Source organism: Paenibacillus sp. FSL W7-1088, assembly GCF_037969855.1.
GTDB lineage: Bacteria > Bacillota > Bacilli > Paenibacillales > Paenibacillaceae > Paenibacillus.
Window position 1 is genome coordinate 1,938,008 of record NZ_CP150216.1, and the last position, 24,405, is coordinate 1,962,412.

General features: G+C 48.0%; 22 protein-coding genes. 16 read left to right on the forward strand and 6 right to left on the reverse strand.

Features of this window, described 5'->3' with window-relative positions:
* The 7 genes from MKY42_RS08980 (at position 1) to MKY42_RS09010 (ending at position 8,536) form a co-directional block, all read left to right on the forward strand.
* The gene (locus tag MKY42_RS08980) at positions 1-864 is read left to right on the forward strand and encodes a carbohydrate ABC transporter permease (protein WP_062320346.1); all 864 of its coding nucleotides are present in this window, start codon (positions 1-3) and stop codon (positions 862-864) included.
* A gap of 11 nt (positions 865-875) precedes the next feature.
* Positions 876-2,342: an NHL repeat-containing protein gene (locus MKY42_RS08985; RefSeq protein ID WP_339850522.1), complete on the forward strand. Its 1,467-nt coding sequence runs from the start codon at positions 876-878 to the stop codon at positions 2,340-2,342.
* The gene (locus MKY42_RS08990) at positions 2,323-2,943 is read left to right on the forward strand and encodes a YIP1 family protein (RefSeq protein ID WP_339850524.1); all 621 of its coding nucleotides are present in this window, start codon (positions 2,323-2,325) and stop codon (positions 2,941-2,943) included. Before MKY42_RS08985 ends, MKY42_RS08990 begins: the two co-directional genes overlap by 20 nt.
* A 14-nt stretch (positions 2,944-2,957) precedes the next feature.
* The gene (locus MKY42_RS08995; protein WP_339850526.1) at positions 2,958-5,543 is read left to right on the forward strand and encodes a DUF5696 domain-containing protein; all 2,586 of its coding nucleotides are present in this window, start codon (positions 2,958-2,960) and stop codon (positions 5,541-5,543) included.
* On the forward strand, positions 5,540-6,439 hold the full coding sequence (locus MKY42_RS09000) for a sugar ABC transporter permease (protein WP_339850528.1): 900 nt from the start codon (positions 5,540-5,542) through the stop codon (positions 6,437-6,439). The genes MKY42_RS08995 and MKY42_RS09000 overlap by 4 nt, the downstream gene beginning before the upstream one ends.
* Positions 6,440-6,471: 32 nt before the next feature.
* On the forward strand, positions 6,472-7,482 hold the full coding sequence (locus tag MKY42_RS09005; protein ID WP_339850531.1) for a carbohydrate ABC transporter permease: 1,011 nt from the start codon (positions 6,472-6,474) through the stop codon (positions 7,480-7,482).
* A gap of 91 nt (positions 7,483-7,573) precedes the next feature.
* Positions 7,574-8,536, forward strand: coding sequence for a glycosyl hydrolase (locus MKY42_RS09010; protein ID WP_339850533.1), 963 nt, complete (start codon positions 7,574-7,576; stop codon positions 8,534-8,536).
* Between the two features lie 426 nt (positions 8,537-8,962).
* On the opposite strand, the gene MKY42_RS09015 is transcribed toward MKY42_RS09010, so the two are convergent.
* The 6 genes from MKY42_RS09015 to MKY42_RS09040 form a co-directional block, all read right to left on the reverse strand.
* Complete coding sequence (locus MKY42_RS09015) at positions 8,963-9,232, reverse strand: hypothetical protein (protein ID WP_090894991.1); 270 nt, start codon at positions 9,230-9,232, stop codon at positions 8,963-8,965.
* Positions 9,233-9,753: 521 nt separating this feature from the next.
* Positions 9,754-10,050 carry a spore coat protein gene (locus MKY42_RS09020; protein WP_090894993.1) on the reverse strand — a complete coding sequence of 99 codons (297 nt, stop codon included), beginning with the start codon at positions 10,048-10,050 and terminating at the stop codon, positions 9,754-9,756.
* Positions 10,051-10,060: 10 nt separating this feature from the next.
* Positions 10,061-10,261 carry a hypothetical protein gene (locus MKY42_RS09025; protein ID WP_090894995.1) on the reverse strand — a complete coding sequence of 67 codons (201 nt, stop codon included), beginning with the start codon at positions 10,259-10,261 and terminating at the stop codon, positions 10,061-10,063.
* Positions 10,262-10,292: 31 nt separating this feature from the next.
* The gene (locus MKY42_RS09030; protein ID WP_090894998.1) at positions 10,293-11,429 is read right to left on the reverse strand and encodes a zinc-dependent alcohol dehydrogenase; all 1,137 of its coding nucleotides are present in this window, start codon (positions 11,427-11,429) and stop codon (positions 10,293-10,295) included.
* A complete protein-coding gene (locus tag MKY42_RS09035) occupies positions 11,426-11,812 on the reverse strand; it encodes a spore coat protein (protein ID WP_339850535.1) in 387 nt (128 codons plus the stop codon). Before MKY42_RS09035 ends, MKY42_RS09030 begins: the two co-directional genes overlap by 4 nt.
* 11 nt (positions 11,813-11,823) lie before the next feature.
* Positions 11,824-12,066, reverse strand: a complete 243-nt coding sequence (locus MKY42_RS09040; protein WP_090895004.1) for a spore gernimation protein GerQ — start codon at positions 12,064-12,066, stop codon at positions 11,824-11,826.
* 188 nt (positions 12,067-12,254) lie between these two features.
* Between MKY42_RS09040 and MKY42_RS09045 the strand changes: the two genes are divergently transcribed.
* The 9 genes from MKY42_RS09045 (at position 12,255) to MKY42_RS09085 (ending at position 24,387) form a co-directional block, all read left to right on the forward strand.
* The gene (locus MKY42_RS09045) at positions 12,255-12,536 is read left to right on the forward strand and encodes a hypothetical protein (protein WP_090895006.1); all 282 of its coding nucleotides are present in this window, start codon (positions 12,255-12,257) and stop codon (positions 12,534-12,536) included.
* Positions 12,537-12,756: 220 nt separating this feature from the next.
* Positions 12,757-13,869, forward strand: a complete 1,113-nt coding sequence (locus MKY42_RS09050; protein ID WP_177185650.1) for an L-dopachrome tautomerase-related protein — start codon at positions 12,757-12,759, stop codon at positions 13,867-13,869.
* 119 nt (positions 13,870-13,988) lie between these two features.
* Positions 13,989-14,525 carry a hypothetical protein gene (locus MKY42_RS09055; RefSeq protein ID WP_090895008.1) on the forward strand — a complete coding sequence of 179 codons (537 nt, stop codon included), beginning with the start codon at positions 13,989-13,991 and terminating at the stop codon, positions 14,523-14,525.
* Between the two features lie 205 nt (positions 14,526-14,730).
* Positions 14,731-16,308 (forward strand): extracellular solute-binding protein, encoded by a 1,578-nt coding sequence (locus MKY42_RS09060; protein WP_339850540.1) that lies wholly within the window; start codon positions 14,731-14,733, stop codon positions 16,306-16,308.
* A 45-nt stretch (positions 16,309-16,353) separates the two neighbouring features.
* A complete protein-coding gene (locus tag MKY42_RS09065) occupies positions 16,354-17,301 on the forward strand; it encodes a sugar ABC transporter permease (protein WP_090902016.1) in 948 nt (315 codons plus the stop codon).
* A 52-nt stretch (positions 17,302-17,353) separates the two neighbouring features.
* Positions 17,354-18,226, forward strand: a complete 873-nt coding sequence (locus MKY42_RS09070; protein ID WP_090895012.1) for a carbohydrate ABC transporter permease — start codon at positions 17,354-17,356, stop codon at positions 18,224-18,226.
* A gap of 65 nt (positions 18,227-18,291) precedes the next feature.
* Positions 18,292-20,706 carry a helix-turn-helix domain-containing protein gene (locus MKY42_RS09075; protein ID WP_339850543.1) on the forward strand — a complete coding sequence of 805 codons (2,415 nt, stop codon included), beginning with the start codon at positions 18,292-18,294 and terminating at the stop codon, positions 20,704-20,706.
* Positions 20,707-20,736: 30 nt separating this feature from the next.
* The gene (locus MKY42_RS09080) at positions 20,737-22,254 is read left to right on the forward strand and encodes a sulfatase-like hydrolase/transferase (RefSeq protein ID WP_256221952.1); all 1,518 of its coding nucleotides are present in this window, start codon (positions 20,737-20,739) and stop codon (positions 22,252-22,254) included.
* 234 nt (positions 22,255-22,488) lie between these two features.
* Positions 22,489-24,387: a hypothetical protein gene (locus tag MKY42_RS09085; RefSeq protein ID WP_218152268.1), complete on the forward strand. Its 1,899-nt coding sequence runs from the start codon at positions 22,489-22,491 to the stop codon at positions 24,385-24,387.
* Positions 24,388-24,405 lie beyond the last annotated feature (18 nt).

Genomic DNA, 24,405 nt, shown 5'->3' on the forward strand with positions numbered 1-24,405 from the left:
ATGGCTGCAATTGCGACAGGCAAAAAGCGGGTGAACCGCTCCTTATCGGGAAGCATCTCCCTGTTTGCCCTTCTACTCGTATTTGGTGCTTTCATGGTGCTGCCGCTGATCTATGCGATTAATAATGCGTTCAAACCGCTGGATGAGATTTTTACATTTCCACCAACGCTATTTGTCAAAAATCCAACGTTCAGCAATTTCACGGATCTGCTGAATCTGCTGAGTGATTCGTGGGTTCCGTTCTCACGATATATATTCAACACGGTATTTATTACAGGCATTGGCATCGTGGGCCATGTGCTGCTCGCATCGGCAGCGGCGTACCCACTCGCCAAGCACAAATTTCCGGGCAAAGTGTTCATGTTCCAGGTTGTTGTGCTTTCCCTGATGTTCACGCCTGCCGTGACGGCCATCCCCAATTATATGATCATGTCATGGCTGGGCTGGATTGATACGTATTGGGCCGTCATTATTCCTGCATTTGCTTATTCATTGGGTTTGTATCTGATGAAGCAGTTCATGGAGCAGATCCCGGATGCGTTGCTGGAAGCGGCCAAAATGGACGGTGCCAGTGAATACCGGATTTTCTGGTCCATTGTCATGCCCAATGTAAAGCCAGCTTGGCTCACATTGATCATTCTGCTGTTCCAGATGCTGTGGGGCAGTGATGGCAATGGATACATTTACAGTGAACAGCTCAAGACCTTGCACTATGCGGCGGGTCAGATCATTCAGGGCGGGATATCCCGGGCTGGGGCAGGTGCTGCGGTAGCACTTATTTTGATGAGTGTGCCCATTACGCTATTCATTTTCTCCCAGAGCCGCATCATTGAGACGATGGCGAGTTCGGGCATGAAGGAATAAGGGGGAACGATATGGCACGCACAGTGAAAAGATGGCTTGTTCTCCTGGCGGCAGTATCGCTGCTGCTGGTGAATGCCGTACCTGCGGCGGCCTCCCCGGCGCCGTATGAGAGTTATAACTACAACTACTGGAAAGAGGCCGTTCCGTCACCGGATGCCTATCTGCCCAAGCAAACCATTTCGGGCAGCGACCTGGGCATTGGCGAATTCAAAGACCCCGGTGATGTAAACGTCTCTCCCTCCGGGCAGATTTATATTTTGGACAGTGGCAACAGCCGAATTGTTGTCCTTGACGCGCAGTATAAGCTGTTGCGGGTAATCGAAGGATTTATGAGAGACGGCAGCAAGGAGAGTTTTAATACGCCAGGTGGATTATTCGTGGATGAAGAGGATCGAGTATACATCGCAGATACGGGGAACAGCCGCGTAGTTGTCCTGGATGCGGAAGGTCAGCTGGTCCATACCATTACGAAGCCGGAGTCTGATATCCTCGCGACCCATTTTCAGTTCCAACCGCTGAAATTGACTGTGGATCGGGTAGGTCGGGTGTATGTGGTGGCTCAGGGTGTCTATGAAGGCATTATGCAATTTGACGAGCACGGTCAATTCATCGGATACGTCGGTACGAACAAGGTGGAACGCGACTACGGCGAATACATTTGGCGGATGCTCTCAACCAAAGCCCAGCGGGCGCAGATGGTTTTGTTTGTACCAACCGAGTTTTCCAATGTCGATATTGACTCCAAAGGGTTCGTATATGCGACCAATATCGACCCGGGTTCCAGCGAACCGATTAAACGTCTCAATCCATCCGGCGAGGATGTGCTGAAGAGATTTGGTTATTTTGAAGTCAAAGGAGATATCAGATTCCGCAATAACCCGGGTCCGTCCAAGCTGATTGATGTGAAGGTGCTGGGCAACGGTATGTACAGTGTGCTGGATGCGACGCAGAACCGGGTGTTTACTTACGATGATGAAGGTCATCTGCTCTACGTATATGGAGGCAAAGGAAATCAGGTGGGAACGCTCAAAACACCAGTCGCCATGGAACAATCCGGGGATCATCAATTGGTACTGGATCGGGGGAAAAGCAATCTGGTTATCTATGAGCCAACACGGTTTGGAGCCAGCGTGAATGAGGCGGTTGCCCTTCATTATCAGGGTGAGGATACGGAGGCGGTTCATATCTGGAAAGAAGTGCTGAAGCTGAACGCCAACTATGATATCGCCTATATCGGTATCGGCAAGTCCTTGCTGATGGAGAAGAAAAACGAGGAAGCTCTGGGTTACTTCGAGCTGGGAATGGATCGCAAAAGTTATTCTGTCGCGTTCAAAAGATATCGGCGAGAGATGATGAAGGAACATTTCGGCACCTTTCTGACACTTGCCATCGCACTGATTTTCATGCTGATCCTGGTCCGAGTGGCGGTTAAATGGAGACGGAGGAGGCAGATTGACCGTGAAGCAGGATTACATTAAGATTCCGCTGCATCTCATTTTTCACCCCATTGATGCATTCTGGGATCTCAAGTCGGATCAGCGGGGCAGGTTGACCGTTGCTTTTGGAGCACTGGCGCTTACCATTATCATGATGATTTTGCAAAAACAATACGCGGGGTTTCTTGTGAATTACATCGATCCTCGCACAATCAACAGCATAGGGGAGATCGCAACGGTTGCAGTACCGTTCTTTCTTTGGTGCATAGCCAATTGGGCGGTAACCACCCTGATGGAAGGTGAAGGAAAGTTCAGGGAGATTTTTCTGGCAACAGGATACTCGCTTATTCCGATTATTTTGATCTATGTCCCGATGATTATCATCAGCCGGTTTATGGTACAGGAAGAGACGGCTTTTTATTATTTGTTTAATAGCATCGCGTTCTTCTGGTTCGTGCTGCTGCTCTTCATTGGCACGATGACGGTACACCAGTACACCGTGATCAAAACGATCCTGACGATGCTGCTGACGGTAATTGTCATGGGCATCATCGTGTTCCTCGGCGCATTGGTGTTCAGCATGTTGCAGCAGTTATATGAATTCGGTTACAACATCTACAGCGAGTTGATTTTTCGGACCTAAAGGAGGCGGCATCCGTGAACAAAAGGCAACGAATATATACGGTGCTGGCCAGTAGTGCTGCTGTGATCCTGATCGCGGCTGGACTGCTGTATATCAATAACAGGGGAGTACCTGCCGTGGAGGTAACGGCTTATCTTGAAGCAGCATCAGAGGGTGTGCCAACCGAGACGGAATCATTGCAATTCCTTACCGATTCTTCAGAGGGGGTGCCGGGTATGCGACTGGTCGTCGAAGACCAGGGACTGGCGCTGTATTACAACGAGGAAACGACGGAAATTGCCGTTCGTGATGGATCGAGTGGACAGATCTGGTACAGCAATCCGAACGAACGTAATCAGGATGGCCTGGCTTCTGCTTATGAAAAGGAAGTGCTGTCCTCCCAGCTGAACGTGTCATTCCGGGATGCGATCGGTACGCTGGAGAACTTTCCGAACTTTAGCTCCAGTATCAGCAACAAACAGTTTGCAGCTGCCAATGTGGATCAGGGCATTCGCGTTACATATACGCTTGGGGATACCTCGCTCGGCATTGATGCCCTGCCTAAACTGATCAGCAAACAGCGTCTGGAGGAGAAGGTTCTTTCGAAACTGGATGCCACAGTCGCAAGATATACATCTGCCCGCTACTATCCAACCAAGAGCAATCCGGATGTGCTGGAACGGTTGGATGGACAGATATCCAAGCAGCTTGTGCTGAACAAGATGCTGGATGCCTTTGAGACGGCGGGGTACACCGCTGACGATCTTGCTTTTGACAATGCGGAGAATGGAGTCGAAGGCGGGGGCACATCGGATAAACCAAGCTTCGTCATTCCGGTGGAATATCGGCTGGATCAAGGTTCGCTGGTGGTAACCGTGCCGCTAAGTCAGGTGAAAGAGAGCGGTCCATACCGCATTCGTAATATCGATCTGCTCGCTTATTTTGGTGCCGCGGATACGAAAGGTGAAGGTTATATGTTTGTCCCTGACGGTTCAGGCAGTCTGATCCATCTGAATAATGGAAAGGTCAAAGAGGAGCAGTACGTACAGCGTGTGTACGGTGCAGATCCGAATGACAATTCCCTTAGTCGCCCGCAGGTCAGTGAATCTGTGCATATGCCTGTCTTTGGTTTGAAGAACGGTGAACATGCCTGGTTTGCTGTGATTGAAAAAGGGGATGGCATGGCCAGTATCTCAGCGGATATTGGAGGCAGGCAAAATAGCTACAACCACGTCTACGGCACGTTCTCCCTGCGGGGTGAGGATGAGCTGGAGATGTATACCTCGCAAAAGATGCAGGAGATTCAGCTATTAAGCGAGGAACCATTCCGCGGGGATATTCAGGTGCGATACCATTTCCTTAATGGTAAGGATGCCAGCTATTCCGGGATGGCCCGCTTGTATCAGCAGCAATTGGTGGAGCAGAATGTACTGAAACCGCTGGAAGACGAGTCGGTCTTACCTTTTTACGTGGATGTGTTGGGTGCAGTGGACAAAAAAGCTTCATTCCTGGGTGTACCTTATCGGACCACATTGGCTATGACGACATATGAACAAGCGGCTGAGATGGCCTCCAAGTTACAGCAGGAAGGTGTGAACCGCGTGCAGATGCGGTATCAGGGATGGTTTGGCGGGGGTTTCAGTCACCATACACCTACCCAGGTCAAGCTGGACAGTGAAGTGGGCAGTCGTTCCGAGTTGCATGATCTGTCTGAACAACTGAAGCAGTCCGGTGGAGCGTTATTCCCTGATGTGGCGTTCCAGCGAGTTTACCACGACGATTGGAACTTTGCTCCCTCCTCCGATGCAGCGCGTTTTGTCACCAAGGAGACAGCTGAACTGTATCCATACAGTCCTGCCCTCAACCGGATGGATCAGAGCAAAGACAGTTATTATCTGTTGTCGGCCGCCAAGCTGCCGTATGTGGTGAGCGAGTTTGCCGGGAAAATCAACAAACTGGAACTCAGCGCATTATCGCTGCGTGATCTCGGGCAGGTATTGAGCTCGGATTATCGGGATCGTCGTGTCATCCACCGAGAAACCGCGAAGAACATCGTGAAGGAACAGCTGGGCAAGCTGCAGCAGGAATATCCGAACATGATGTTGTCATCCGCTAATGCTTATGCGTGGGGATATACGCAGCATATTGTTAATGCTCCCTCAGGCTCCAGCCGGTTCAACATTACCGATGAGGAAGTTCCTTTTTATGAAATGGTCATTCATGGATATATGGACTACGCTGCTTCCGCAATGAATACGTCGGGGGATCAGGATCTGCGCAAACAGCTGCTTCGCAGTCTGGAGTTGGGCTCCGCTCCGCAATTTCAATGGACATATGAACCATCGTCCAAGCTGAAGCTGACCAATTATGATTCGGCTTATGCCACTGAATTTGCCTATTGGGTAGATGAGGCGGCTGCATTATACAAGGAAGCGAATGACGTATTAGGTCATTTGCGGAACCAGCCAATAACCGAGCATGAACGAGTTCAGGATGGCGTGGTACGTGTCACATATAGAGGCGGTGCAACGATTTTGGTGAATTACACGGCTGATCCGGTAACAATTGATGGCATTACCGTTGGCGGGGCGGACTATGCAGTGGAAGGAGTGAACCGATGAGGACCCTTCGTTTATCGCTGAAATCACGGAGAGCGCTGCTTGGACTTGCATTTATTTCCCCATGGCTGATGGGTTTCATCTTCCTGTTCGCTACGCCGCTGCTGCAATCGATCCGGTTCAGTTTGAGCAATCTGTCGGTTGCCCCAGGAGGATATGTACTGGATTTTGTCGGGCTGAAAAATTTCAAGGATGCCCTTCTGGTCGATGCCACATTTAACCGGATTCTGGTGGATTCGGTCGGAGCGATGCTGCTGAATGTGCCGATGATTCTGTTCTTCAGTTTATTTACGGCGACACTGCTTAACCAGAAATTCAAGGGCAGAACGATGGCACGTGCGATTTTCTTCCTGCCGGTCATTCTGGCCTCCAGTGCGGTGGCAGCGGCTGAGTCCGCAGGTCTGATCAACCTGATGGGGGACGCCAGTGCGATTGAATCGTCTACCGAGGGGGGAGCTTCGTTCAACGTCGTTTCAATCGTGCGAATGCTGAATGATGTAGGGCTGCCCATGGCATATGTCGATTACATCGTTGAAGCCATCATGCGCATCTACGATATTGTCAGCAACTCTGGCGTACAGATTCTGATCTTCCTCGCTGCGCTGCAATCGGTACCCGGCTCCATGTATGAAGTGGCCAAAATTGAAGGCGCAACGGCTTATGAATCCTTCTGGAAAATTACGTTTCCGATGGTGAGTCCATTGATCCTGACGAATGTCATCTATACGATCATTGATTCCTTTGCAGGCAGCCCGGTGACGGAGGCCATTTACCAGACGGCGTTTAAAACCCAGAACTTCGGTCTGAGCTCGGCCATGTCCTGGCTGTACACGCTGGTCATCGGCCTGGTATTGGTTGTTGTCGGATGGGTACTTTCACGACGGGTTCATTACAACTGAAAGCTAACGAACGTTGAAGGAGGCATGAGACTATGGCTGTGTCGGGAACGGATCGCATGGTGGTGGTTCCGAAAGAGAACTACCGCATGCAGAGGGTACGAAACAAGACATCGGACCTCCTGTATTCCATCTTCAGATATGCATTGATTATTGGTATTTCATTTATTATTTTGTATCCGTTGTTTCTTAAAATCTCGGTTGCGTTCAAGGATAAACAGGATATCTATAATCCGACCATCTATATGATTCCCCAGCATTTTACGCTGGATAATATCAAGCTTGCGGCGCAGGTGATGGATTATTTGCCTTTGCTGGCAAATACGCTGTTATTCGTCACGATTACAACGCTGCTCACAGCGATATCCTGTGCATTAGCCGGGTACGGCTTCGCCCGTTTTTCTTTTCCCGGCAGCAATGTGCTGTTTGTATTGGTCATCCTCACTATTTTGGTGCCAACAAGCACCCTGATGGTGCCGATGTATCTGCATTTCCGCAACTTTGACTTCCTCGGAATGGTTCATCTGTTCACGGGACGAGAGGGGATCAACCTGCTGAATACATACTGGCCGTCCATGATTACTGCAGCTACGGCTGGTGGGCTGAAGGCAGGGCTGTTCATTTATATTTTCCGCCAGTTCTTCAAGGGTATGCCCAAGGAAATTGAAGAAGCTGCACTGATTGATGGAGCAGGCGGATTTCGGACATTTGCCCGAATTATGCTGCCCAACGCCATTTCACCGCTGATCACGGTTATTCTGTTCTCGTTTGTCTGGCAGTACAACGATACGTTCTATTCCGCGCTATTCATGAGTGAAAGCCCGCTTATCTCGCTGAAGGTAGCTTCATTGCCTGCCCAGGCGAACCAGTTAATTCCCCAATTGATGGGTTTTGGCTCGAACTCGGGCATGAAGGCAGACCCGAATTATGTTGCCATGATCGTGGATACAGGCATTCTGCTGGCGATTGCACCGCTCATTATTTTGTATTTGTTTGTACAGCGCTATTTCGTGGAGAGTATCGAACGTTCAGGTGTAGTTGGTTAACCGGGCTTGGCGTAGTCGTATAAGATGCGTAATTCGGGTGTTTTTGATATTGGGGTCTCTATGTACCCTGCCTTGGAATGGGGGATTTTCAATGATGGAGCAAAAGACAAGCGGTAATTTAGTGAATAAAGATTCGACTTCCGAGGCTAGAGAACTGATGACGTACTTGGCGGAGCGTTATGGAAAAGGGGTACTGTCAGGTCAGCAGGATTACGGCAATCTGAACTGGATTAATGAGAATACAGGCCGCAAGCCGGCGGTGATCGGATTCGATCTCATGGATTATTCTCCATCAAGGACAGAACGCGGCGCGATCTCCCAGGAGATTCGGGATGCGATTGCATGGCACCAGCAAGGCGGAATTGTGACTCTGTGTTGGCATTGGAATGCACCTACTCATCTGGTGGATGAACCAGGCAAGGAATGGTGGCGCGGTTTCTATACGGATGCAACCACCTATGATCTCGCTTCAGCATTGGCTCATTCTGAATCGCAAGAGTATACCTTATTGATCCGGGATATCGATGCCATTGCATTACAGCTGCAAGAACTTAAGGATGCTGGGGTGCCTGTGTTATTCCGGCCGCTTCATGAAGCAGAGGGAGGCTGGTTCTGGTGGGGAGCCCAGGGACCTGAACCTGCCAAACAGTTATATCGCCTGCTGTATGATCAATTGGTCAACAAGTATGAGCTGGGTAATCTGATCTGGGTGTGGAACTCGGAAAAGCCGGAGTGGTATCCGGGTGACGATGTGGTGGATATTGTGAGTGTGGATGTGTATCCAGAAGCAGGCGATCACAGCCCATTAGCTAAACGTTATGAGAATCTGCGTGAACTGGTGAATGACAGCAAAATCATAGCCTTAGCCGAGAACGGCTCCATTCCTGATCCAAAGCAAATGAAAGAGCAAGGTGTATATTGGAGCTGGTTCTGTACCTGGACAGGAGAATTCCTAAAGGGTGGCAATCATAATACCGTGGCGTATTTGAAGGAAGTATATAATAGCGAAGAAATCATTACGCTGGATCAATTACCGAAGTGGAGTTGGAGATAGGGAGGGCTATTGTCTGAACTTCTACTGACGTGAAAAAAAGGGGGCTGTTCCATAAGTCATGAACCATGACGGTGGACGCCTCTTGTTCGCGTTGATTTGGCCTAACGAACCTGACAGACGTTATTTGCTCTCATTTGCACCGTTCTAAGATGTAACGAATCCCAGAGACGTTATTTTATGTATTGCGTCGCTTTTTAGGCTTTGACGCTGTGTTTGTACCGAAATAACGTCACTGAAGTTCGTTAAAATTGGCATGCCTTGAGAATCGGACGTTTAAGGTGCGCTAGATTCGTTAGCACGTTGCAAGTTTGACGAATTTCGCTCACCAGCCGTGCGGCCACGGTTACCGATATGCGAAGCCCTATGGAGATAGCACCTTTTATATGAGACGTCTTTCTTGTGGAGGAATGAGGTCTGAATAAAGAGCTAACCTGCATTATTGGAAAGCATGGCACTGATTTTTGGAAATAAAGCCTCATTGGAAGTAAACAAGATGTAGGATTGATTGGTTGTTCGCATTAGGATTGTTTCGGAAGCGCCATACGCTGCGCCGATTCGAACGGCTGAAGGCTCACTTCCACCATATGTATCATCAAGGGTAACTGCTTTAATATCTGAGATGGGAATTTCTATTTTGGAAAGCTGCCAACGGATGATGAGTTGATTCTCTACTTGCTGTACTTTGATGCCTAACATAATAAAGCCCTCCTTTAATATCTCAGCTAACCATGTAATTCTTCCTCTTCACACTTACAGTGTGTTTTTCAAAAATCATAAATGGTAATACATGGATTAATTATACTCGATGCTTACTTAATACGAAATACAAGAAGGGCAATAGGCTAAATAGGCCAATCCAAGCAGTTAAAATATACAACCGTCAGAATTCGTGAAACATGACATTAGTTGGATTGTCTATAGAAAAAACAACAGCAGTCATGGGCGAAAAAGACTAGACTAATTAATCTTGTCTTTACGTTAAGTCGACGGGGATTTTAGCGCAAAGGTATGATTGAATGAATTTTGGCTTTATTTAAAATCTAAGGAATAAATGTGAGTTCGTAACGCAACTGAAATAAGAGCGGAGTTGTATCCGCCCTTATTTCTTTGTTGGATTATTTGACACAAAAATATTTTGTTCTCTGAAGTCTTCGGCTAAAATCAAAAACAATCCTGAACCATTATGTTTTTAAGCATGTTGCCGGGGCAAGAACGCGTCAGGACGGAAGGTTCATAGCGGTCTGAATGTTTTTCAGATCGAGCTGGATTTGCTCTGGAATATGGTGCGGATGGTATAAGCCATGCTGCATCATGTAAGTGGATATCTTTTCATAAGAGTCTATGGCCTCATCGAGCTGTTTCATCAAAATTTGCTTGATTTCAGGTGTGGCACATTCGGTCACGGCCATGGCGTAGTTTCTGACTCCGCTCTTGGCATTCATCAAAAAATCCATTGCGATGACGTCATCAGTCAGCATATGAAGCCCTGTCATGTGTTCTAATATTGGGTTCATTTTTTATCTCCTATAAAGTCGCTTTAGTCAGCACTCCACCAAGCTCCTGAAGCTGCTGTTGTGATAATTTCACTTCTTGTTGCAAAATTTGCAAAAGCTCCGGGTCGGTTACCAGTGATTGCATGGTCTTTGATTTCGTCATGCAAACCGTCTTGAACGCAGCCATTTCATGAACCTCAAGCATCTCATGCAAAGCGTAATTGGAATTCATTCGGATTGTCCTCCCATGTATTTATCCATATTCAAGGCTTTAAGATGACTTTAATGCAATCGTCCGTTTTCGTATCGAACACCTCGTAGCCCCGTTTGGCCTCGCTGAGGGGAATGACGTGTGTAACGATGTCGCCAGGGTCCACTTTGCCAGACGTAACCAACTCGTACATATATGGCATATAGTGAATGACCGGAGCTTGTCCGGAACGGATATTCACGTTTCGCTGCATGATGTCGCCGAGCGGGAATCCGTTATAACGTCCGCCGTATACCCCAGTGACTTGGATGGTGCCGCCTTTGCGGACCGCCTGAGATGCAATGATAAATGCGCTCATGGTTCCGCCTTGCAGTTTCAAACCGCTTGCTAAATATTCAAGATCGCTCATCTTGCCGTCCATTCCTACTGCATCAATGACAACATCGGCGCCGCCTTTGGTCATTTCCTTGAGAGTGTTCCCAATATTCTTATCCTGTTCGAAGTTTACGGTTTCCACATGGTTCGTTCGCTTCGCATGCTGCAAGCGGTAATCGACATAGTCGACGGCTATAACACGCTTAGCTCCTTTCAGCCAGCAGAATTTCTGGGCCAGGAGTCCGACCGGGCCGCATCCGAGCACGATGACCGTATCTCCATTTTTTACGCCGGCATTATCTACGCTCCAGAATGCCGTGGTCATGGCATCAGCGATCAAGCTTAGCTTTTCGTCCGGTTGTTCGCAGTTTTCAGGAATCTTAAAGTGGGTAAAATTAGCAAACGGGACCCGTAAATACTCGGCTTGCCCGCCAGGATATCCGCCGGTCGTTCCGGAGTAGCCGAAATATGCGCCCATATCCCCGTGTTCGTTTGAATTGTCACATTGGCTTTCCAGCTGATTTTTGCAAAAAAAGCATTCTCCGCATGCGATGTTAAACGGAATGATCACACGGTCGCCTTTTTTTACCTTTGTCACGCCAGGACCTACTTCTTCTACGATCCCCATCGGCTCATGTCCGATGACATAGTTCTCCTGAAGGTTAGGGATCATCCCGTGAATAAGGTGTAGGTCAGAACCGCAAATGGCGGTACTGGTGATCTTTACGATCATATCGTCCGGTTTCACAATCTTCGCATCAGGCACCTCTTTGACCACGACATTTTTAATCCCTTGATACGTTACCGCCTTCATGCTTTATGTCCTCCAATATGCTCATCTGGGGTCCGATCAAACATCCCTTTACGCGACGTATCATCCGGGAACAGATTCATCTGCCCGATCATCACCGTATTTTTCGCCGAAAGCTGATCGAGTTGGTACTGTTCGTTCAGCTCATAAGGATGAAACCATTTTTTGCGAATCATGAGCTCCGTGATTTCTTGGTGCATTGCAATCCCCTGCTTAAGTTGAGTATGCAGCAAGGCTCTTACATCCGGTGAAGCCGTTTCCGTCAGGGCGATGGACAAATTACGTACACCCTCCTTGGCACGAAGAAGGAAGTCCATGGCAAAAGTCATATCTGCCATTTCCGGCATATTCAATGAATTAATCGGGTCTAAATAATCGGTATTCATCTGAGTTCCCCTTAATGTGTTATAGGTGTCGGACTATTCGGAACAGGCGCTTGAAAAGGAGCTCTTGCGTAGATTGCTTGCAGCTCGGCGATCTGTTGTATGGATTGAATTACGTCTTTCTGCATTAAGGCTTTTAGCTCTTGGTCAAAGACCAGGCCTTGCATAAGTTTCGACTTAGCGAGGCAGAGCGTTTTGAAGTTTAACGCTTCATGCAGTTCCATCGATTCGTGCGGCGCTAGCGTTGGATTAGTCATTAAGAAATGATCACCTCCTTTTTCAACAACGTTAGATTTTCCAATGCATCGGATCTTATACTAATATGGATCGCCGGAGAGGTAAGATCCGAATATTCCCATACCGTCGCAGGGATATAAACAAAATCTCAATCCCATACTTATTTCTGTTTAAATGAATGATCTTACTCATGGAAGGAGGACTTACGGTGCCCAATAAAAACAAAATTGATCTAGCCACCGAAAATGCAAGAAAACCGGCAGAAGGTGCACTTAACTCGAGTGGTAATACGCTGGAGCAGCATGCATCTAACGCGGTTTCTGAGGTGCAGACGGCTTTAAATCAGGCAATAAGCTCCATAAGTGAATCTAATGCGGCAACCAATTCACAAGCGTTGGAGAAGGCCCGGCAGCAATTGACCCGAGCAGAAGAGTTTTTAGATCAAGCGATAACTTCAGCCAATGCATTACATCTGCCGGACCAACAATAAACAGTTTGTTTGGCAGAGATTGGCTTTCTTTTTCGGATATGACCTGTGTTGACGCTTGTAAGAACATATTTGCCATAGACACGGAGACTCACCGTTAGAAGCTTCGGTTAGCGCCGAAGCTTCTTTGTTTTTTTTTGAGATATTTCGGATAGAAAAAGAATGATTAAGAGCCAGGTATTAGAAGATGTCTTGAACATATTATAGGTATATCTATTCAAATATGTTTGGGGAGGATATCATAAAACCTATGTTGCCAATGGAAGAATATTTCGGTAAGTTAGAACTCGTTTATTCATTTTATGGGGCTATGCCTACAGGTGTTAGTGTGTCAGAAACCGGGCGCATCTTCATTTGCTTTCCGAAATGGGGAGATGACGTAAGATTTACGGTAGCGGAAATTGTTGAGGGTCGGGTGCAGCCTTATCCAAATTTAGAAACGAATTTGATAAACCCTTTGAATATCACTATGTCCTTCATCAGTGTCCAAAGTGTAGTTGCAGATGGGAGGGGAACCCTGTGGGTATTGGATACGGCTGCACCAAACTTTTCTGAGCCTGTGAAAGGAGGGGCAAAATTAGTTGCTGTAGATTTAAAAACAAATACAATAAGAAATGTATATACATTTGGAGAAGATGTAGTCTTGCCGACAACGTATCTGAATGATGTCCGATTTGATTTTCGTGTAGGTAAAGCGGGTTATGCATATATAACCGATTCTTCTTCCAATGGTCCAGGCGCTATTATCGTCGTGAATTTAGAAAACGGAAATGCATACAGACGGTTAGATGGAGCAGATTCAACTTCACCCGATCCATATTTTTTACCGAAAGTGGAAGGTAAAATTTTGATGAATCGAAACACGGATGGATCGACATCTCCCTTTCGATTGGCCTCTGATGGTATAGCCATTTCCCCTGATGGAAAAGTGTTATTCTATTGTCCATTAACCAGTCGTCATCTATACTCGATCTCAACAGAAGCCTTAAGAGACAGAACGATACCGGATTTCAATTTACGTGATCTTGTGCAGTATTGGGGAGAAAAAGGTGCGTCTGATGGAATGATAACGGATGCACAAGGAAACGTTTATGCTGGAGATTATGAAAACGATAGTATTCGAAAAATATTGCCGAATGGAATCATGGAAACCATCGCTCATGATCCGAGAATTTTATGGCCGGATACTTTTTCTATTGGTCCGGATCAATACTTATATGTAATTGTGAACCAATTACATAGGCAGGCGAGATTTCATTATGGAAGAGACCTGCGACAAAAACCGTATAGTTTACTTCGTATAAAAATTGATGAATTACCTGCTCCTACCTTTTGATATAAATCCCACTTTACAAAACAGGGGGCAGTCTGAAGGTTGCAGGCTGCTCCTTTTTTCATTCAGCTATCAGGCAGAAATGTAAGCTTAATTCAACATGAAAAAGAGGCGAGCTTCGAATGACAGACCTGAACGCGTATCATTATTTTGAAAAAAGTGTGGGACCATTCCGCAATCTCTCTAGTCTGTCCGAGCAGGATGCAGAAGCCGTTGCGCAGCATATCCGGCAGGAAGGCCGGAATTTTGCCAGTCAGCGATCAGCTGATTACATAATGATTCGCAGAGAACTTGAGCGGAAAGCGTACGAGCAGTTTATCGCCAAAGGTGGGAAACCGACCAACCGTTTTCCTCACTATATGACCCTGAGTGCATGTACGTGGTTGGAATCATGGTATACCGAACCGGATTGGGTCACGATCTCATGGGAGAATCTGCCTGATGATTCCGTAAGTTTTACCTACGGCGATTTGTTTCCAACGATGCGTTATTTGGACGATAAACCCTACCGTAAGCAGGTCTTCACGAAAAATGAAATACTGGACATTATTCAAACCTATGGCTGGCCTCAGGAATGGAATCAACAGGGTGATCTCGGACCGGAGCGTTATATCGAAGTACAGGTGTGGAGCGAGAGAATTATCAGACCATATCGCTGAGACGAAAGGGTTTAGGGGCTATTTATGCCGATTTTAACAGGTGCAAAAAAGTGCAATTGCAGGAAATACGGGTGTTCGATATAGTGAGTGAAAGCTTTGACCAGTGCCGAAGAATATTCTTCATTGGCCTGTAGAAGCCCCTTTTTTTAAGTGTTAATCCGATTAATACGATAGGTTTAAGAGACTAAGGAGGATGGGAAAGCTCATGCAAAAAGTGGGGAAACGAAACACCCGTAGTTTAGCCTGGATCATATCGATTGTGTTGGTTGTATCTGTTGTACTCAGTGCATGCGGAAATAAAGAAGAAGAACAGGCGAACGGAAGTAATGGTAATGCGGATGATCCATTGGAAGTCAGTATCATGACGATTACGCCAAGTCCGGTTCCTGCGGCGGATGATAATGTCATCAAGCGTGCAATCGAAAAGGCGACGAATTCCAAAATGAACATCCAGTGGGTTTCCAACAATATTTATGGTGACAAGCTGAATCTGACACTCGCTTCCGGGGATATTCCGGATTTGATTATGATTAATGACCCGTTCGGAAGCACGTTTACCAAGATGGTCAAGCAGGGGGCTTTCTGGGATGTCACGCCTTATATCAAGGATTATCCCAATCTGAGCAATGGCATTCCCGACATTGCCTGGGAAACAACCAAGGCAGCGGATGGCAACAATTATGGTATTCCCCGCCCCCGCCCGGTAACCGGAGACTCCTTTTTCATCATCCGCAAGGATTGGCTTGACAAATTGAATTTGCAGGTGCCGGAGACCACGGATGAGCTGTTCGAAGTGATGAAGGCTTTTGTGGAGCAGGACCCGGATGGGAATGGAGCCCAAGATACGACGGGACTTGCCGCTTATATCAGTCCGGATGATCTTGGTTGGGGTGGCAACCTCGGCCCTGTACTGGGCGCCATTGAAAGTTCATTTATTGGAATCAACAGCAGTTGGAAATGGGATGAATCGCAAGGGGAGCTGATCTACAGGGAGTTACTGCCTGAGGTCAGAGAATCCCTTCAATATCTGACCAAAGCTTACAGCAGCGGCATGATGCCGGAAGATCTGCTTTCGCTCAAGCTGACGCAGGCAAGGGAGTTGTTCAAGCGTAATCAGGCAGGCATTATTGTGGACAAGACAGGAACGATGCGCAAAATCTATGCGGATGACTTGAAGAAGGTTGATCCTTCTTTCAAATATACCGACTTTTACCCTCTGACCAATCTGAATGGATACAACCCAAAGGGGGCTGGATACAACGGAATTCTGGCGATCCCTGCGAGTGTTCCGGAAGAGAAGATGAAACGTATTCTGAAGCTGGTGGATAGCTGGATGAACCCCGAAGTATTTGAAATTCAGCAGTTCGGGATTGAAGGCACACATTATGAAGTGGTGGATGGCAAAAAGGTAGCGAATAACGAAAAATTGACTGCGGACAACGCCTCGGATTTCAATCATATCGTCAACGTTATTGATCTGCCGTGGGATACGACAGGCGAAACGGATGAAGAAACACAGGCGAATGAGCTGTTCAAGAAAGTGGAGGCCGAACGGGACAAAACTAGTGTAGCTGATCTATCTGCTGGCCTTCAATCGGAGACCGGACAGAAGGTTCTGCCTGAACTCAACAAGAAGATTCAGGACTTGAAAGCGAAGATTATATTAGGCCGAGAGCCGATTGAAGCTTGGGATACCTTTGTGGAGTCGCTGCGAAATGACCCGAATGTTCAAGCGATGAGTGATGAGATGACAGAGGCTTATAAGAAACGAAACGGACATTGAATCTGAGGGAAGGAGCTGCAAACCATGAGCAGCCATGGACAACGAATGAACACGGTAAAGGGGAAGCAGACTTCAGCTAGGAGCAAATGGTTAAACTTGCTGTCCTCGCTCCGGCGTGACCAGTCGTTATACTTGCTGGCATTGCCAGGTATCCTGTTCTTTCTTGTTTTCAAATATATCCCGATGTGGGGCATCATCATTGCTTTTCAGGATTATTCCCCTTTTCGTGGCATTCAGGGCAGTGAGTGGGTCGGGCTGCTGCACTTTACTGAACTCTTTGCCAATCCGGATTTTGCTTTGCTGTTCCGAAACACACTGGCGATTAGTCTGTTGAATCTGATTCTGTTCTTTCCTTTTCCGATTCTGATCTCTTTGGGACTTAACGAACTGAAAAGTGTGGCGTACAAGAGACTAATTCAAACGATTATCTACATGCCACATTTTCTGTCCTGGGTCATCATCGCGGGGCTGACACTGCTCTTGTTCGCCAAAGGAACGGGACTGATTAACGAACTGTTCACCTTATGGGGCTGGCAGCGGGTAGATATATTGACGAACCCGGACAGCTTCTGGGTGATGGTGACCTTGCAAGCGATGTGGAAGGAAGCTGGATGGGGAACGATTGTGTTTCTGGCAGCCATGGCGAGTGTGGACACCCAACTATATGAGGCGGCTCGAATGGATGGGGCAGGGCGGCTGCGTCAGATCTGGCACATTACACTGCCTGCCATCCGTAGTGTCATCATCGTGCTCCTGATTTTAAGATTGGGAGACATCATGGAGGTTGGATTTGAGCAAATATTCCTTATGTACAACGGTGCTGTATCCGAAGTGGCTGAAGTATTCGACACCTATGTATACCGAACAGGGATCGAGCAGGGAGATTTCAGCTATAGTACAGCGGTTGGACTGTTCAAATCGGTGATCGGACTGGTACTGGTTGTGGTTGCAAACCGTCTGGTAAAACGCATGGGACAGGAAGGTGTTTACTAGTTTCGGTACCCGTTTTCGGGTCAGACAATGTTTCAGGGGAAGGAGGTTTCGAATGCATCGTTTGAAATGGAGTGAGAGAGTTGGGCAGTCCCTGAATGCTGTTGTTCTTGGATTGTTGGCAGTAGTCATGTTCTTCCCGCTGTATTATGTTTTTGTCGTTTCGTTCACCGATCCAGGAGAGTATTTGCAAAAGAAAATCGTACTCTTCCCCGAACACTGGTCTGTCGAAGCGTATACGTATTTGTTATCGACGCCTGCCTTTGCACGCTCGCTGGGAAACAGTGCATTTCTGGCAACCGTGGGCACGGTGTGCAGCCTGGCTGTATCGTCTTCTCTGGCTTATGCGCTGTCCCAGAAGCGGTTTCAATTCAGAACAATATTGATGTTCCTGATTGTACTAACCATCTTGTTTAGCCCGGGCATCATTCCGAATTATTTGCTGGTACGGGAGCTGGGGCTAATCAATAACATCTGGGCGCTGATTTTGCCTGCGCTCGCCAATGGCTGGACGGTATTGTTGATGAAAAATTTCTTCGACAGCCTGCCGGCAGAGATCAGCGAAGCGGCGTCCATTGACGGCTGTAGTGCCATCCGAACCTGGTACACGATTGTACTGCCGCTGTCTATGCCGGCATTGGCTGCATTTGGTTTATTTTTCGCAGTAGGCTACTGGAATCAATTCTTCGCGGCGTTGTTGTACCTGAACGATTCTGCCAAATGGCCTATTCAAGTACTGCTGCAGAACATGCTGCTGAATGCTTCCAATATCGATCTGGTTGCACCTGGACAGCAGGTGGAGACCCCGCCGACAGAAATGCTGAAGATGGCCGCGATCATTGTAGCCATTCTGCCTGTACTAGTTGTGTATCCGTTTATTCAAAAACACTTTGCCAAAGGAGCCTTGATCGGCTCGGTTAAAGGATAAATCTGTGTTCAGGATTCAGGCTGCAATTAATTCGGCTTATATTCCCGGGAAGGAGGCACAGACAGATGTTATTCAAGCGCACAGCAGTCAACTTGCCAAGAGGGCGCTATTTCAGACGCAGTCTGATGATGATTCTGTTTATCGCCTGCATTCCGGGTGTGATTACAGGTGTGTTGTTGTATGGCTGGGTTACCGTCAAAATGGAGAACATTTTGCAGCAATCCCATCTGCGACAATTCGAGCAGCGGACCGCATGGGTTAGTGAGCAATTGGATGCGCTTGAATTGATCTTTTCCCAGTGGGCGTTCGATCCGGTATTTGATAACCGCCTGAAAGAGCTTGATTTTGTATACAAATATAAGCAGGTACATGAACTGTATCGTTTGCTGCTCATGATTCAGAATTCCAATACACTTATCGGCAAAGTTCAGCTGTATCTGGATGAACCCAGAGCCGTGAAGATGGATTCGGAACGATATGATTTTATAAGTGACCCCAGTGAGATCACAAAGATGGAACGGTTGACCGAACAGCCGCAGGCGACGTATTGGTCCCGCTCCCTGGAGGGCAGTTCCATGATGATGGTGAATCGACTTCCGGGTGGAAGTGAGGATGCACTCGGTGCGTTGACCGTCACCCTGGATAACCAGCAGCTTGGAAGCATGCTGCAGACCTTGTCCCCGTATAACGGCGGAACAACCTTTTTGCTGGACGAGCAGGGGAAGCCCATGCTGCCACAGGACAAAGAGCTGGGAGGATTACAGCAAGCAGTTCGGGAGCATGTGTTAAATTTTGAAACCAATCCGTCTTCCTTCCTGATGGAGTATGGCGACTTAACCTATTCCGTTCAATCAGGGACCTTCCGCAGACTGGGGACGGATTGGACTTATATCTCCGCGGCTCCCCTGAATGAAATTGTCGCTCCAATCGTGTCCGTACCCCGTATCGTGCTGCTTGTGAACGGAGCAGGATTGTTGCTGGCACTAATCCTGTCCTGGGTCGGTTCACTTCAACTCTATAAACCTTTTACCAAATTGTTGCGGATATTTACCCTGACCGAGGCACCGATAGAAGCTAAGGAAACGGAAATGTCTTCGTTATTCCAAGTGTTCTCATCGGCACCGGTCCGCTCGAATGGACCTGTACATCTGGATGAAATCAAGCATATCGAACAGCGCTGGATCGGGATAAACCGTGAACGGGAATCGTTACAACAGCGCTTGGAAGAACATCTGCCGCTTGCCCGGGAAAGCCTGTTAATCCAGCTAACCCTTGGTCATCTCTTGTTGCCATCAGACCGTGAATGGCGGGAACGACTGTCCCAGCTCGGATGGGATCTAAGGGATGAACAGTTCGTTATTATGCTTGCCCATATTCGTCCTGAAGTTGTTCTTCTTCAGGGGAGTGAACACCATGGGCGTGAATCCCAAGAGTGGATCAGTTTTGCCGTAACCGACATATTGGGCAGACAATTGCAAGAGCTTCCTTATCGGGCTGAGACACTCAATTATCATGATATGTCCATTGCCTTGCTGCTTGCTGTTCCTCCAGAGATCCAGCCGGATACGGCTGAGTTCAGAAATGAACTGATCCGTATGGGCCAACAGTGGATGGACAGTGTACATTCGGAATTGAATATCCGGTTGACGGTGGTCCTTAGCAAACTCACATTGGATGCTTCACACATTCCACAGCTGGTTAGAGAATCACGATCCGTATTGAGGAAAAGGCAGTTCTCTTCCAATCTGTCTATCATGGATATGAATGAGGAGGCGGAGCAGGATGTGAAGCAAAAAGGAGCTTATCCACTCGAATTGGAGCAGGACATTATTTCAGCATTGCGCAGTGGGGATGAGGAATTAGCTCTGGAGTATTTCAGGCGATTTATAGACACATACGCAGGATCTGAATCGCCAGAGGAGCACATTCGCCAGGCGTTATTCCAATTGCTGGCGCGGATACAGCATGCCCTGCTGCAATTAGGTGAAGATCCGGTTGAACTGTTCGGCTTGGCAGTGTATGAGGAAGTGGTACATTTGCATGATCTGGATGAATTGTTTCAGTGGTTCAGGGAACGCATCGTGCATGTATGTGTAGAGGAATTCACAGGCAAGGAAGAGAAGCAGATACAGATGGCCGTTCATCAGATGAAGGAGCACGCCGAGCAGCAATATGCTGGAGCATTATCTCTGGATGAACTGGCAGACCTTCACGGGATTCATGCCTACACGTTAAGCCGGGCCTTCAAGCAGACATTTGGTCAGAATTTTGTGGATTATTTAACCGAAATTAGATTAAATCGGGCTAAAGAGCTGCTTGAATCAACAGACGTCAAGATCAATGAAATTGCGGAGCAGGTCGGTTATCAGGCGAGTTATTTTAATCGTTTGTTCAAGAAAAGCGAGGGAACGACGCCGAGTCGCTATCGGGAAGACGTTCGCAAGCAAACCGGGCATTCACGTGGTAACCGTTCCGTATAATTTTCTGCCGAAAGGAGTGTAGGATCTAACGTGTCACAGCACAAGCCAAACATTATTTTTCTTATGACGGATCAGCAGCGATGGGACTGTATTGGGACCTTTAATGAGCATATTCATACGCCGAATCTGGATAAGCTTGCAGCCGAGGGAATTACTTTCCAGGATGCGGTCTGCCAATCCCCGATGTGTGCACCCAGCCGAAGCTCTATGATGATGGGATACTATCCGTCGCAGCTTGGAGTTCGAACGAATTATGGTGGTTTGTTTGAGGAAGACAAGCTGCCTTCTCAGCCGTTGCCTGAGTTGATGCATCGCGCAGGGTATCAGACGGCGGGGTTTGGAAAAACGCATTGGAACCATAGCGAGGGTATAGACGAGCCATCTACACGCGGGTTTGAAGTGAGATCGATCGGTCTCTCCCGCCAGAGTGGTCATTATGAGCAGGGGGCAAGGATGATGGGGGACACCCATCCCGAAGCGCTGGAGGCTTATCATCAGGAGACGAAGGACTTTGGGGGCGGGGAGGAAAATGTCAACGGTTATACCGGGTTCACCAGCCGAATTCCGATGAACCAGCATCGGGATGGATGGGTAGCCGAACAGGCACTGCAATTTCTGGATGACGGAGTAGATCCGGAGAGGCCGCTGTTTTTTTATTTGTCCTTTCTCAAGCCGCATGCCGGGTTCAACGTACCCCAACAATTTGAAGACCTCTACCGACTGGAGGATATCCCGGACATTCCGCAGCCACCATGGGAAGACGAATTGAATACTCATCTGGCAGCCTCGGATGATCTGAATGTGAACAGTCGTCAGTCTTATCTGGACAAGAAGGCCGTATGGGAGCAGCGCAGTTCGGAGGAGAGAAGAAGAACCACATTGAGGTACTGGGCGAATTGCTCCTGGCTGGATCACTATTTTGGGTTGGCATTGGATAAGCTGGAGCAGCTCGGAAGGCTGGAGAATGCGCTGATTGTATTTGTATCGGATCATGGAGAGATGTTGGGGGAAAGGCAATACCGCTTCACCAAATATAATCTGTATGACAGCAGCGTAAGAGTGCCGCTGATTTTGTCCGGTACGTACATCCCGGAACAGAAGCGAGGAACTATGGATCAGCAACCAGCCGAATTGGTCGATCTTGTGCCTACATTAACGCAAGCAGCAGGGTTAGAGGCCAACCCGATGCTACCGGGTGTGAACTTACTGGACGAGCTCCGGCATCGTGGAACGTTCTGTGAATTTCATGGTAAAGGTGTAACAGCACCCCATTCGGCCCCGGCTTATATGTGGCGTACAACGGAGTGGAAGCTCATTCTGTACATCGAAGGCTCTGTTAAGGAATCGGCCTCCAGGGTACATGAAACAAAAGGTGAATTATATCACCTGACCGTTGACCCCCATGAATGGACGAATCTGTATGATGAAGAGCAGCATGCTGCAGTCCGGGAGCAGTTAAAGACTGAACTGTTGATGCATCTGGCCGTTAGCTGGGCCAAGGGACCGTTCTTCTATGATCGTGGTGGCACCAAGTCGTTGGAGACGTAAAAAGAGTAACATTGAGTTGTTTATAAGTGTGTGAAGTACCAAGTGTATCCGTTGACCGGGCAACCGGAGGCAAAGCGAAGATTATTGCCCCCCTTAGACGATTGAGAGACGTCGGCTAAAGGGTGGAGATCATCTGCTTTGCTTTTTTTATGACCGGATAAGGAGGGGAGCTTGGCGTAAGATATCAGACGGTTTATGAGTTTTTGCCAATCTAATCAATGGAGGTAATTATTGATGAAAACCGAAATGACTGTGGCAAAAGGAAAGAAAGTGCTGTTCACATGGCTATTGAGTGGAGTCATTGGATTGACAGGCTTGGCTTCAACCGGAGGTATAGCACCCAAGGCAGAGGCCGCAGAAGTGTCTGCCCCACGACTGGTAGAAAACTTGGGACGAGGCCTTACTGCCGTGTACCTGGGTGAGAACAAAGTTTATCTGAGCTGGCGTTTACTTGGGACCGAACCGCAGCAGGTAACCTTCGATGTGTATCGACGGACGGGCACAGCAGAGGTGAAGCTGAATACCCAGCCTTTGACGCAGGGAACCAATTATACGGATACAGACGTGGATGTTAACCAGAGCCATACGTATATCGTGAAGTCTTATGTGGATGGTACTTTCCAGGGTACAAGTGCAGAGGTGGTGCTGGCCGCAAATCCCGAGATTCGCAATTATTTCAGTATTCCGCTGCAAAACATAACGTCCAATCCGTCCGATTATTTTGTCCAGCATGGCTGGCCAGGCGATCTGGACGGCGATGGGGAATATGAAGTTGTAGTCACCCGGATTCCGGTGAACGGAGGTAACAAATACGTGGAGGCGTATAGCCTGACTGAAGGTTTCCTATGGCGAATTGATCTGGGGCCTTACAGCGTGACCACAATCGATACATATAATGCGCCACCTGCTTCGGTGAGCGAATTCGGTGTGGCTGGACTGGGCGGCTGGCGTGACAACGACAATATTACAGTATTTGATCTGGATAGTGACGGAAAGGCTGAGGTACTGCTGCGTACCTTTGAAGGTGTGACGTTTGCCGATGGTCAGGTCGTCCCTGCTACAGTGCAGCGCGCACAGTATGTATCTGTCGTGGATGGATTGGCGGGTACAGAAGCTGCACGCACTACAATTACGAATGATTATGCAGCTGATGGACCGCTCAGCGGGCACTTTGGTATTGCTTATCTGGATGGTGAACATCCGAGCCTGATTACGGCGCTCAAGAATCGTGCGCTCAGCCGCAATTTCCAGTATGTGACGTCAGCTTATGACTACGCAGGCGGAGCCCTAACCGAGCGATGGAGACATGTAGGGACTGACGGTGAGTTTTTCCATCAGATTCGCATATTGGATCTCGATGGGGATGGAAAGGATGAGGTGTCTTTTGGCGGCTGGGCACTGGATGATAACGGAGAGACATTATACAGTCTGCCAGGTGTAGTCCATGGTGATCGGTTCCACATTGCGGATATTGATCCGGATCGGCCGGGGCTGGAGCAGTTCGGAATCCAGCAGGCGGAGAACGGCAACTTTAATCAATTTCCTTGGTTTTACGCGGATACAGTGACGGGTGAGATCATTCGTACGGGAGAAGTGCCCCAGGACGTGGCAAGAGGGACATTGGCGGATATTGATCCACGGCACAGAGGGCTTGAGATGTGGTCCAGTTCAGGCAATATCTATAATGTGGATGGTGAAGTGATCAGTTCGGTTCAACCATCAACGAACTTCCAAATCTGGTGGGATGGAGATGTGCTCGGCGAGCTGCTGGATAAGAACTTTGTGGAAAAGTGGAACTGGCAGCAGAACACGACGACACGTCTGTTTACAGCTGATGATGTTCGCGTGAATTCCAGAAACGCCCCTGTAATGTATGGGGATCTGCTCGGGGACTGGCGGGAAGAGATTCTGTATGAGACGAGTGATTTCCAAGAATTGCGTCTGTACACAACCACTATACCGTCGGATGTCCGCATCTACACACTGCCGCATAATCCGGCATACCGTAACGGACTGGCTGTCAAAGGATATATGCAGTCTTTGCTAACCGATTATTATCTGGGTGAAGGAATGACAACACCACCGTATCCGAATATTCGCCCTGCCGTGTACAATAGGGACAACGAGTCTTAAACTACCTATGGAAGGGGA